Origin of the sequence: Anaerostipes sp. PC18 (assembly GCF_039789045.1) — a bacterium.
Taxonomy (GTDB): Bacteria; Bacillota; Clostridia; order Lachnospirales; family Lachnospiraceae; genus Anaerostipes; species Anaerostipes hominis.
Genome location: NZ_CP121164.1, coordinates 2,972,501 through 2,984,740 on the forward strand (window position 1 = coordinate 2,972,501; position 12,240 = coordinate 2,984,740).

Here is a 12,240-nt window from a genome sequence, read left to right on the forward strand (position 1 = left end):
TTTTCAAGACCGCCTCGTTATGACCACTTCGATACCTCTCCAGGTACTTGTTTTCTTTGTTTTTTAAGCGTCTCTCGCTGTGACGCTTGTATATAATACCAAACGCTCCTACACTTGTCAACAAGTTTTTTGAAAATATTTTATTTTTTTGTATTCTTATAAATTAAGACTGCTTATAAGGGGTCAGCTGACTGCTCACCCCCTTTTGTTTTATCCTTTCCTTTAACACATACAAGAAACGATTTTATGATAAATCTCTTTTCCGTCTTTTGCCCTCACTAATTCCTCCATCATACGATCATCCTGTACCAGATGAATTAATTCCTGTAAAGTTTCCAACTGGGCATGTGGCTCTTTGATTGCCATCATCATGATGACACTGACACTGGTTTTTTCCTGACTGCCTCCCATAACCTGAAACTCAATTGGTTCGCTCAGGGACGCAACACAGATTCTCGTTTTCTTAACATATCTGGAATCTGTATGCGGGATTGCTACTTTATATCCATTTAACGGAAGTCCCGTAGGAAATTCTTTCTCCCTCTGTATCACGTGCTCCTCATAATCTTTTGTTACAATTCCTTTCTGATACATTTTTGACGCTATAATATGAAGGGCTTCTTCCTGACTTTCGGCCCTGATGTTGGTAAAACATGTTTCTTCTGACAATGCATCTTTTAGTGACATGGATGATACCTCCTTACAAGTTCTCAAAGTATGTGATTGCACCGAAAGAATCTTCAGCTTGAAAGACAGCTCTGCCTATAACAGCACCTGTTGCTCCGTTTTTCCTTAAAAGCCGTATTTCCTTTCCTGAAATGCCTCCATCCGCAATAATATCCTGATCTGTCCGGCATCTCTTAGCAAGCCATCTGACTTTCTCCACCATATCCGCTCGAAATTTCTCTCCGGCTCCGTCCGGTTCTGATGTCATAATTAAAAAATAATCGGCTTCATTGAGATAAAATTCTACTTCATTTACCGCTGTACGTGGATTCAGTGCAATTCCGGCTTTCATTCCGCGTCTTTTAATCTCTGTAATAATTCTTGAAGGATAGTCAAGGGCCTCCCAATGAACAGCTACAGCTTTAAAACCGCATGCCTGCAGATCATTCAAATAGTCCAAAGGATTCTGTACCATCAGATGAGCATCCATGGAAGCCTCTGTAACTTCTGCAGCCAGCCTGACCGTCCCTAATCCAAACGTTATATTAGGAACAAAGTTTCCATCTTCAATGTCATAATGCAGATACGTATGATTTTTGAGCTTTTCAATCTCTTCTCTTAACTTCAGCTGATCTGCCGAAGCCAATGACGGAAATATCTTCATAGTCAATGATTCCTCCGGCTCCTATTATTTATTTCTGAACTCTTTTACAACATCCATAAATTCTTTTACGCGTTCTCTGTCTACAGCATTTTCAAAAATCCCGTCCTTTTTAAATGTAGTTCCAACAACCGCTCCGTCTGCAATCTTCAGCTGCTCTGCTACATTTTCTTTTCTCACACCGGTATTTGCAAAAACGATGGTTTGCGGAACTTCATTTTTTACCGTTTTCAGTACCTGTGAGTCTGTGGCAGCACCTGCTGTGAGTCCGGAAACACAGAGTGCATCCGGTCTGCAGTTAAATACAGTGCTTTTCGCAATCTGGGCAATATCATCTCTTTGAATGTATTTTGCCGCTTCCGGTACGATGTTGAATAACAGTTTCACATCCTGTGCCCCAATTGCATGCTGATGCCTTACAACCTCACCGCAGTTTGTGTCCCAGATACCGAAATCGCTGGCATAGACGCCAGTAAATATTTCTCTGACAAACTTTGCTCCCGTAGCTTTTGCTAAATCTAATGACTTTTCCGGATCCCATAAAACATTCACCCCAAACGGTATGTGAAGATCTCCCTTGATCTCTCCAATGATCCGTGCCATTGCGGCTACTGTCTCCGTTTTTACCTTTGTAAGATAAGGAAGACTGAACTCGTTGGAGAACATAATGGCATCGACACCGCCTTCCTGCAGTTTTAGCATCTCTCTGCGGGCACGCTCTACAACTGCTTCCATTCCTCCTTTCTCGTCAAAACCCGGATCTCCCGGCAAAGCCGTGAAATGACACATTGCAATAATAACCTTGTCTGTTCCCAATACTTCCTCTGTCCATTTTTTACTCATGTTCTTCTCCTTTTCCTCTGCTTGCTGTTTTAAAGTTTTAACATCCTCTTGACAGGTCGACATGCCTTCCGAATTTACATGCAGACAGGCACATAAGCTCTGCGCAGTCTTCAATATCTTTCACACACGCTGCCTCCGCCGGTGAATGTGTATATCTGAGCGGAATTGATAAATGAGCCATAGGAATCCCCTCTGTTCCCGCAAGCTGTGTAAAAGCATCGTCTGTTATGACTCCGATCACCACTTCTTTCTGACAATTCATAAGTTCATCTTCCGCGATTTCCTCAAGAAATTGATTCAGCTTCGGGTTTGGAAGCAGGCCTCCGAGAGTTCCTCTCCCATGGAAATTCATATACATGATTGCCACACCTTTTCCAAGAGCCATATCATATTTGCCCTCCAGTTCCGGTGTATCACAGGCCGGAGAAATATCTACACAGATGGCCGCATCCGGCTCCAACCGCTGAAATGTCGGTGTTGAAGATCTGACATTAAATTCTTCCTGCACCGTAAAAATTAAATAGACGGTAGCTTCGTGCTCTGCAGTTTCCAAATGCTCTGCCAGAGCAAGAAGTGTATAGATACCCATTCTGTCATCCAGGGATTTCGAGACAATACAGTTTCCCATCTTCATAAAATTAGGAACATAAGTTACTGAACTCCCTATATCGACGCCCAGAGACAACACTTCCTCTTTTGATCGGCATCCGATATCTACATAAATTTCATTAATGGCTGTAACCGAAAACTTTTTTTCTGCAGATGTCAGATGATGTGAAGTATTTCCTACAACTCCTCGGACTGAAGTTGTTCCGTCCAGTGTATGTACGTCTAAAAATTCAGAAGGGAGTACTTTCTCCGGAATCCCGCCTACTCTTTCCAGTCTTAAGAATCCAGTGTCTTCTATCTTTTTAACAATCAGCCCTACTTCATCCATATGTGCGAAATAGGCAATGCTCGGGGGATTCTCTCCTCTCCCCAGATAAGTTGCTGTCACATTCCCCATTTTGTCTACATGTAGATCATCAGCACTTTCTTTCAGCCGGCTGATAATATAAGAAATCATACGGTCTTCCCGTCCGCTCATGGCAGATATTTCTGTCAATTTTTTAATCTCTTCATAAATATCCATTCTTTCCCTCCTTTACACTGTGCAGCGCCTGTGACAACGGCAACTTGTCCTTCTAATTCAATGTTATAGCCCATCTCTGCTCCTTTTTATATTGATCTGTTAAGCGAATATACCTGCAATCTTATAGAAAATCCAAGTCAGCCAGTTTCCGGCGGACAGAGCTGTAATATCCACGGCTCCTTTTGGAAGACTATATCCCGCATCCACAGCCATCGTTGTCATGGAAGCACCAAAACTGGAACAAATTAGCAGGACAATGCTCATAATAACAATCCCCGAAATAATAGACCTGAATAAATTTCCTTTACTGAGACAAGGTACCAGCGCGACAAAATATGCCAGGGATGCCAGATCACCAAATGGTAGCACTCGGTTTCCCGGAAGGATCATAGCTACTACAAGAACAATCGGTATTAGGATAATGGCCGATGCTACCGTAACCGGATGCCCGATCAAAATAGCTGAATCAAGCCCCACATAAAATTCTCTCCCCTTAAAATGCTTGTCCATAAATTTCTTGGCTGCGTCGGATACCACCGTTAGAGACTCCATAAATAATGCAATGAATTTTGGAATGATCATCATAACAGCGCCGATGGAGATTGCCGAGTTTAATAGAGTTGGAATGTCTTTCCAATAACCTGCCACACATCCCAGAATCAATCCCAATGTTGTACCAAGAACCAACGGGCTTCCAAAGATGCCCCATTTCTCCTGGATATGCTTTTCATCCCACTCGATATCTTTGATAATCGGAATCCGGTCTAAAACCCAATTCACACCGTTGATGATCGGAATACTGGTGACGACCCAGCCCTGTGGGATCGAAACACCCGGAATCTTATAAAACTTCTGAACTCTTTCTGCTGTCCGGTCAGCCATGACCAGACAAAACGCTGCGTGTACTGCACCTGCCGCCAGGCCGATGATCAGATTCCCTGTAACGATATACACTACAGATGCTGTAAATGCATGGTTCCAAAAATTCCATATGTCGACGTTCAATGTTTTGGTCGTTTTTGTTGCCAGCATTAAGATATTGACTCCCAGTGATACCAGTATGATCAGCACACCGCACTTTGTACTGTATGCCACCGCAGACCCCACAGCCCATCCCACATCCAGAATGTCTTTCTTTACTCCCAGATTGTCTGCCAGAGCAGTAACCATAGGATTCACAGTTGTAATCATGAGATTGATGACCAGATTTAAACCGATATAAGCCGCACCGAATGTCAATCCGGCCATCAGTGATTTCTTCAATTTTGCACCAAACACCATACATATGATGAAAATGAAGATTGGAATCAACACCGATGCCCCTAAACTGGTCAGGGCACCTGAAACCTTTGATATAATTTCCATAAAATCCTCCTTCTTTCTTCTAATCTTTTTCTGTGATTTCTTGAATGGTCTTTTGCAAATCTTCCAGCAGTTCCTCTTCTCCCACTCCTGTCAGCAGCGGCAGTCCGTCAAATACAGGGATGCCCGGATCAAAAGCAACCTGGGCAGTGCTTAAGATCACATCACAGCCTGTAAGCCTGTTGGCCAGATCGTTGACACTGCAGGTCATAATGGAAACCGGGATGCCATGTTCATTCATATATTCCTGAACAATGGATGCCGCATGTGTGGATGTCGCAATTCCTGAACCGCATGAAACCATCAGCTTTATTGGTCTCTTCATTAAAATTCCTCCTTTCCTTTGAAATTTGCAGATTATATTGATCCGCCAGCCTGAATGCCTGTTTCATTCCGCAGCTGGCAGGAGAATCAATCAAAATATCGCTTATCTCCAGTACCTGTCTGGCAGCATCTTTCGGTGCGAAGGAGCAGTGCCCCATCTTCAGCATACTCAAATCATTCATTCCATTCCCGGCAGCAAATATTTTTTCTTTTTTTGCTCCGAGAACTTCCATCAAATGAGCTGCTGCCACGTGCTTGCCAGTCTGCTCAGAAGTTACCTCCGTAAAATGTTTGCTGGAATATTCGTATCTTCTCCCCTTCCACAAAGGCAGATTCCTGCACTTTTCAAGTATCGTTCTATGATTTGCCGTAAAAGACAGTTTCAAAATATCACCCTGTGCCTGTCCGGCTGAGAAAATTTCTTTTCCCATCTCCTCCTTCACTCCGTGATTCTCGATCATCCAGTTGCTTCTCATTCTGTAGATTCCTTTTTCAGTAAAGATCTGGATACATATTTCAGGCAGATGTTCATAAATAAACTGAATATCATGCAGGATATCCTTCCCTAGTGGCTTCTTCCAGATCAGCCTCTTCCTCTGAAAATCATAAATTCCGGCTCCGTTATAGACGACTGCTGGAAATTTAAGATTCAGTTTTCTGCTGTATTCCTCTAATGCCTCCACAGATCTCCCGGTACACAGGATCAGGCGGCCTCCGGAAGCCTCATAGTCTTTTGCCGCCTGGATCACATCATCATGCAGATGAAAATCATTTCCCACTAAAGTTCCGTCAACATCTGACAGAAACATTGAATAATAATTCATACACACTCCTTTTATCCACTGATAATATTCCTGAACTCTTCTTTATCCACAGCTTTCAGCAGTCCTTGAACAATTTCTGTTCTCCCTGCCTTAAGCACCACCTGTTTCAATACTTCCAGCTCTTCTCTGTCTTCATCATCTACCATAATTTCGGGTATGACGAATAAAAATACCAGCCGGACCATCCTATTCTTATTTACATGCTGCTGCGGTGCCCAGTCAATCTCATGCTCGGATCTGATGCAGACTATGCTGACCTCAGAAATAAAATCCGATACAGCATGAGCCAGTGCGACAGAATTTCCGATCGCAGTGAATCCATCCTTTTCTCTTTTCCACACTTCTTTCATAAGTCTGCTCTTCGTTTTAGAATCTGTCCCACCGGTCAGCAGGCCGCTCAGCTGTTCTATCATTTCTTCCTTCGTGTGGATATCTGCATGTAGCAGAATTTTTTCCTCCGTCATCAAATCCTCTATGTTCATTGTTCTGCTCTCCCTCCTCTCATTAATACATCCAGGGCTTCCTCTCTGGTCTTAGCGGATTTCAGCCTTTCCGTCCTTCTTTTGTCCATCGACAGGCAATATAATTCATGAAGAATCTTCTGCTGTTCTTCTTCTGAACTCGTACACACATCAATCGTGAGCGCAGATGTCTCAGCATCCATATCCAGATATATTTCTGACTTCTCCTGGTACCATAAGTTCACATAGAAACCGGATATCAGCTCCGCTTTACATATCATTTCCCTTTCAGCGTCAGACGGACTTTCCCGCATCATTTCCCCCAGTTTAACGCCTGCACTATTGGTCTCCTGGCTTTTGCAGATATCATATATATAATTCCTGATAGCCTTTATATCCTGTTTGGTCAGAAGTGCGGAAATCATCAGGTTCGGAATATTCCCCGGGTTTACCGGAACTGTGGAGATAATAAAGTCTGTGTCTCCCAGCTCCCTCTCCTTCAGCTTCCGCGAAGAAATCGTATCAATCACACGGATTTTAGGAAATTCCTGTTTGATTTTCTCGCTCAGCAGAAGAGAAGTTCCAAATCCGCTGTGGCAGACTACCAAAACATTGATTCTGGATGACAGCTTGACGATCATTGTCTGATAATATGTAGCAATATTAGCAATCTCATCGAGTCTTATCTTTTTTAGATGAAAACGTTTCCCCACAACCGTACAGGCAATCTTACAAATCCCAAGCATCTGTGGGTACCACTGCTGCATTTCTTCCAGCAATGGATTTGTAATCTGAATATTGTATTCCAGACGGTTCAGCATCGGCCTTATGTGGAGCATCAGTCCTTCCAGTAAGGTTTTTTCTTTAAAGAAGTTAACGCCCATTACGCCGGACATATAATCAGTCAAAGCCATCGCCACCTTTTCACCGATGCTTCTCTTCTGTTTTATCTCTTTTTTTACTCCCTCAATCGTACTCAGCGAGCTTAAATACTGGTATATATAAGTAATCTCTTCCTCTCCAATATTAATTTCGTATTTCTCCCAAATACTCCGGGCAATCTGATCTGCTTTTTGATAAACTCTGTTCCTGTCCGTCTCTGACAAATCATCATTTAGTGAATCCATCTTATTGCCATCCCTGACACGTTTGATGCAGATTAAAATATGAGTAAGAATATTTACATAGTAAATATCATTGATGTCGATTCCCTCTTCTTCTTCCAAACTGACAAGAAGAGATTCCACAAAAATGATTTCTTCCAGCGAAAACACTTCCAGCAGTCCCCGCAGTGTCGGCATATTCAGCCTACATATCCCGTCCGGCTGTATATCGTCATTGAGACCGCCTGCTGTTCCCTCTCCGTTGATCAGTGATGCAATTGCTTCTCTGATATTAATTTCTTCACCTTCAATCCGGGTTCCTTCCACATTCCTGACCAACTTCAGATCAAAATCTGCCAGCCATTTTTCAATCAGCTTTAGATCATTTACAATACTTGCCTTTCCGACATAATATTCCTCTGATAATTTTTGAAGCGATGTAGATTTGCCGGAATGAATCAGCAGATTTTTGAGAATAATGCCCCTCCGCCACTCTACCGAACCGCTGCTGTCTTCCGGTCCATATGCTCCCAAAATGTCTGTCATTTTGATGCGGTCTCTGTTTTCCATATCCAGCAAAATCCCTCTTCCTGTCCTGCCTATGACCTGAATCTTTTCTTCTTCTAAAACCTGCCGTATCATTTTCAAATCATCCTTTAATGTCTTATCTGACACCTTTAATTTGTCGGCATAATAATGAACTGACCTGTAGCAATCCTCTTGCATCATCATCCTTATAAAATTCTTTTGTCTCTTACTTAAACTCTTCATGTTCTCTCCCTCTGGGATGATATCTGATATGTTACCTCTCAGGATTGTTTCCTTCCTCTTTAAACAAACTATATCACCCAATTGTTCTTCTAAAAATACAAAACTCCTACTCTAGCTCTAAGGAAGTTTTAGTACACCAATGAACAAAGTGGGCAAGCCCACTTCATCTCCCCAACCCCTCAATCTTTTAGGGGCTTGGCAACTTTGCGTGCCAGATGCGATTTGCCGCAGGCAAATAATTTCCTTACGCATCTGTGCACAGCCCGCGGAGCGTTTTTATTTCATAGGGAAGGTCGTAGAACTTTCCTATGAAGATTAGGGTGTCAAAAGGTCATTGACCTTTGATATAAATTTGTACCTTGAAAATTTAACACGATATATCAATCCATCCGAACATTTGGTAAAATATAAATATCAAATATCGAGGTGATTCGCATGTGTTTTGTATCAAATAATAGTCAACAAATGTCGTTGACTGACAGCACATTTAACCTGACAGAAAGAGAACGTAGGTTTCTTGAAAAATCATGGGCAAAGACTTTTTCGGATAGGATTTTTCCTGCCATAAACGAAGATATATTTTCTGTATTGTATAGTAGTAAAGCTTCTCGTCCAAATACTCCCGTAAATGTCATCGTTGGTGCATTGATTCTCAAAGAAGCACTTGGTGATAGTGATGATGAACTTGTTCAGGCTCTAATGTTTGATATACGGTATCAGCATGCTCTTCATACTACTAGTTTTGAAGAACAGCCCTTGAGCGACAGAACTCTGAGTAGATTTCGTGCAAGATGCCTTGCTTATGAAACAGAAACCGGTATTGACCTGATTCATATATGTGTTACCTCTTTATCAAAAGAAATATCTGAATTTATGGGGCTTACCCCTTCTATGCAGAGAATGGACAGTATGATGATCGCGGCAAATATCCGGAATCTTTCACTATTAGAGCTTTTCTATACTTGTACTGCAAATTTAGCAAAAGTTATGGTTAGCAGAGGGGTTACTCTTCCAGAAAAGCAAAAACATTATGTGGAAAAGGATGATTACAATGCGTTTATCTATCACCAGCGTAAGCTAGATGCTAACGAAAGAACAATTGTTGTAATGCATGATGCCGAAAAACTTCTGGAACTCTGCGAAGGAGATTTTGATGATACCAGCGAATATCAGCTGTTGATACGTTTACTCAAAGAACAAACCATCTTCAATGACGATGGGACCCGCAGGTTGCGTGAAAAAAAGGAAAAAGAGGATCCATCAAAAGTGTTGTTAAATCCATCTGATCCGGAAGCCACTTTCCGAAAAAAAGCAGGAGGTAAACATTTAGGATACGTAGCAAATCTCACAGAAACCGTAGGGGAAAACAAAAGCCTGATCACCGATTATGCGTACGAACAAAACATATACGGAGACAGCCAATTCATGAAGGATCATTTAGCCAAGGAACCGATATATAAACAGGAAGTATTACTGATTGCCGATGGTGCTTACGGCAGTGAGGTTAATGTTGCCGAAGCTGCTAAACATAGAATCCGACTTATCACTACGAATTTTACCGGGAGAAAACCGGCTGATATTTTTGCAGAGTTTATTTTTAGCGAAGATGGGCATGAACTGTTGGAGTGTATCAATCATAAAAAGCCATATCAGTTCCGCTATGATGAGCACAATGACCGTTGTGATGCGTTGTTTAAAAAATGTGACTGTGCAGACTGTCCATACCTGGCAGAATGCAAACCACGTTTACGCCAAAACAATGCGTTAAAAGAACTGTCTTGGAAAGCAGTCAATCGAGCAAAACAACTTCGTTTTATGAAAACAGAAGAATTCAAGCAGTATGCACATTTCCGAAATGGAGTAGAATCATTACCTTCACTGCTTCGCAGAAAATATCATGCCGACAAAATCCCAACACATGGCAAAAAACAGACTCGTCTGCATTTCGGATTCAAAGTCGCAGCTTTGAATTTTCAAAAGCTATTGGATTATGAAAATAGCTTGGTTTATTGTGCCTCTGAAAAAGAGATAGCATAATTAATACTCAAAACATCAAGCTCACCTTCTGTTGATTGTTCTAAATTTAATATTCTCAAACCAATTCGTGTTAAATTTTCAAGGTACAAACAAAATCAGATATTTATTAATATGTCTTTTGACACCCTAATCCTATGAAATAAAAAAAGCCTATGCATTTCTGCATAGACTATCTATAACATTTTTCCATTTGCCAAACAATGCACTACCCCTGGTACATTCTTGCTATTTCTTCGTAAAAAACCGCTTCTGCAGTATCTTCATCTGCAGATAAATAATCTTATCATGTACATTGTGCAGGAACCGGAACAGCTTTCTGGCCTTCACAAGACTTCCTGCGATCCTCACATCCTCGGGAGTTGTCACCTTAATATTGTCATAACTTCCTTCAATGAGCTTTACTTTAACTCTCTGGTCTCCATAATTTTCAAGCACCATACCGTCATCGGTTGCGGTAGTATCTCCGCTGTCCATCAGCTTTTGATAGGCATCATAGATCAGATCAAAATCAAAACATTGAGGAGTCTGGACCTGCCAAAGCTTTCTTCTCGGAGGCGTCGAAACCGCATAAGTGTCATTGTCCACAACCTTGATCGTATCTTTTGAAGGGATGCCAACCACACAAGCTTTATGCCTGCGCACATTGATAATACATTTTCGTATAATATCGGCATTCAGCATCGGCCTCGCTCCGTCGTGAATCAGAACATAGTCTGCCTCCTCAATGCTTCTCAGCCCAAGATAGACAGACTCGTACCGTTCCCGACCGCCGGCTACGATTCTGCTCACCTTTTCAAACTTATACTTGCCTACAATATATTTCTGACAATAGTCGATCTCATCCTCTCCGGTTACTAATATGACTTCATCCACTGGACTGTGTTCAAAGGCTTTCAGGGCATAGTAGATCAGAGGTCTTGACTTAATAATCATATACTGTTTGGGAATCCCGCTCCCCATGCGTTTTCCTTCTCCCGCGCCAAGTACTATGGCTACGATTTTCTCCTTCATGGCATCTCCTAATTGTTTATCTCTGGCCGATCTTCAATCCCGGAACCGCATTCAGATCCCAGCCGCTTCTGGCTCCGTTCATATATTCATAATACCCTGCGGCTCCGATCATTGCCGCATTGTCCGTACATAATATGGGTGATGGGTGATAAAATTCAATTCCTGCTTCTCGGCATCTGGCTTGAATCTTCTCCCTGAAAGCTCCGTTGGAAGCGACTCCTCCGGCAATCGCAAGTTTCCGGTATCCAAGATTCTTTGCCGCTTCTACGCCATGGGTACTGAGTACATCCACAACAGCTTCCTGAAAAGATGCCGCCACATCTGCCCGGTTCACTTCTTCCCCCTTCATCTCACACTTATTTAGATAATTTAGTACAGAGGACTTCAGTCCGCTGAAACTGAAGTCATTCGGCGCACCGTCCACTTTTGCCCTTGGAAATTTGATTGCTTCCTTATTTCCTTCTCTGGCCAGAGCTTCGATCTTTGGACCTCCCGGATAACCGAGACCGATGCATCTGGCTACCTTGTCGAATGCTTCTCCGGCAGCATCGTCCCTCGTACGCCCGATGATTTCATAGACTCCATAATCCTTTACATCCACCAGATGAGTATGTCCGCCGGATACAACAAGACATAAAAACGGAGGTTCCAGCTCGTGGTGTTCTATATAATTGGCACAAATATGTCCTTCGATGTGATGAACTCCTACCAGGGGTTTATCTTTCGCAAAAGCAATCGCCTTTGCCTCCGCAACTCCCACAAGCAAAGCTCCTACGAGTCCCGGACCATAGGTAACTGCCACTGCATCGATTGAATCCAGGGTCTCATCCGCTTCGTTCAATGCCTCTCTGATCACATAGTTAATCTTTTCGATATGCTTTCTCGATGCGATCTCAGGTACGACTCCTCCGTACAGCTTATGTAGTTCTATCTGTGATGAAATAATATTGGATTTAACACTTCTCCCGTTCTCCACTACTGCCGCGGCAGTCTCATCGCAGGAAGATTCAATTGCCAGTATTTTAATATTTTTATCCATTGTCTG

General features: G+C 42.4%; 12 protein-coding genes and 1 tRNA gene (1 of these 13 running past the window's edge). 1 reads left to right on the plus strand and 12 read right to left on the minus strand.

Going from position 1 to position 12,240, the window contains the following annotated elements:
* From P8F77_RS15995 to P8F77_RS16040, 10 genes are all read right to left on the minus strand, one after another.
* A tRNA-Ser gene (locus P8F77_RS15995) sits at positions 1 to 41 on the minus strand (it extends 45 nt beyond the left edge of the window).
* Between the two features lie 181 nt (positions 42 to 222).
* On the minus strand, positions 223 to 687 hold the full coding sequence (locus tag P8F77_RS16000) for a PTS sugar transporter subunit IIA (protein WP_024729440.1): 465 nt from the start codon (positions 685 to 687) through the stop codon (positions 223 to 225).
* A 13-nt stretch (positions 688 to 700) separates the two neighbouring features.
* On the minus strand, positions 701 to 1,330 hold the full coding sequence (locus P8F77_RS16005) for a ribulose-phosphate 3-epimerase (protein WP_024729439.1): 630 nt from the start codon (positions 1,328 to 1,330) through the stop codon (positions 701 to 703).
* A 24-nt stretch (positions 1,331 to 1,354) separates the two neighbouring features.
* Entirely contained in the window at positions 1,355 to 2,170 is an 816-nt protein-coding gene (locus P8F77_RS16010) for a BtpA/SgcQ family protein (protein WP_024729438.1), read from the minus strand.
* Positions 2,171 to 2,207: 37 nt separating this feature from the next.
* Positions 2,208 to 3,302: a M42 family metallopeptidase gene (locus tag P8F77_RS16015; protein ID WP_148460415.1), complete on the minus strand. Its 1,095-nt coding sequence runs from the start codon at positions 3,300 to 3,302 to the stop codon at positions 2,208 to 2,210.
* 99 nt (positions 3,303 to 3,401) lie between these two features.
* Complete coding sequence (locus P8F77_RS16020) at positions 3,402 to 4,667, minus strand: PTS transporter subunit IIC (protein ID WP_024729436.1); 1,266 nt, start codon at positions 4,665 to 4,667, stop codon at positions 3,402 to 3,404.
* A 19-nt stretch (positions 4,668 to 4,686) separates the two neighbouring features.
* A complete protein-coding gene (locus P8F77_RS16025) occupies positions 4,687 to 4,989 on the minus strand; it encodes a PTS sugar transporter subunit IIB (RefSeq protein WP_024729435.1) in 303 nt (100 codons plus the stop codon).
* On the minus strand, positions 4,898 to 5,812 hold the full coding sequence (locus P8F77_RS16030; protein WP_024729434.1) for an HAD family hydrolase: 915 nt from the start codon (positions 5,810 to 5,812) through the stop codon (positions 4,898 to 4,900). Before P8F77_RS16030 ends, P8F77_RS16025 begins: the two co-directional genes overlap by 92 nt.
* Positions 5,813 to 5,823: 11 nt before the next feature.
* On the minus strand, positions 5,824 to 6,294 hold the full coding sequence (locus P8F77_RS16035) for a PTS sugar transporter subunit IIA (RefSeq protein ID WP_148459142.1): 471 nt from the start codon (positions 6,292 to 6,294) through the stop codon (positions 5,824 to 5,826).
* A complete protein-coding gene (locus P8F77_RS16040) occupies positions 6,291 to 8,147 on the minus strand; it encodes a PRD domain-containing protein (protein WP_347256191.1) in 1,857 nt (618 codons plus the stop codon). Before P8F77_RS16040 ends, P8F77_RS16035 begins: the two co-directional genes overlap by 4 nt.
* Positions 8,148 to 8,582: 435 nt before the next feature.
* Here P8F77_RS16040 and P8F77_RS16045 point away from each other — a divergent pair, with 435 nt between their 5' ends.
* Positions 8,583 to 10,184 carry a transposase gene (locus P8F77_RS16045; protein WP_347256053.1) on the plus strand — a complete coding sequence of 534 codons (1,602 nt, stop codon included), beginning with the start codon at positions 8,583 to 8,585 and terminating at the stop codon, positions 10,182 to 10,184.
* Between the two features lie 225 nt (positions 10,185 to 10,409).
* Here P8F77_RS16045 and ispD read toward each other — a convergent pair whose 3' ends face one another.
* A complete protein-coding gene (ispD, locus tag P8F77_RS16050; RefSeq protein ID WP_024729431.1) occupies positions 10,410 to 11,195 on the minus strand; it encodes a 2-C-methyl-D-erythritol 4-phosphate cytidylyltransferase in 786 nt (261 codons plus the stop codon).
* A 16-nt stretch (positions 11,196 to 11,211) separates the two neighbouring features.
* Entirely contained in the window at positions 11,212 to 12,234 is a 1,023-nt protein-coding gene (gene tsaD / locus P8F77_RS16055; RefSeq protein WP_024729430.1) for a tRNA (adenosine(37)-N6)-threonylcarbamoyltransferase complex transferase subunit TsaD, read from the minus strand.
* Between the last annotated feature and the right edge of the window lie 6 nt (positions 12,235 to 12,240).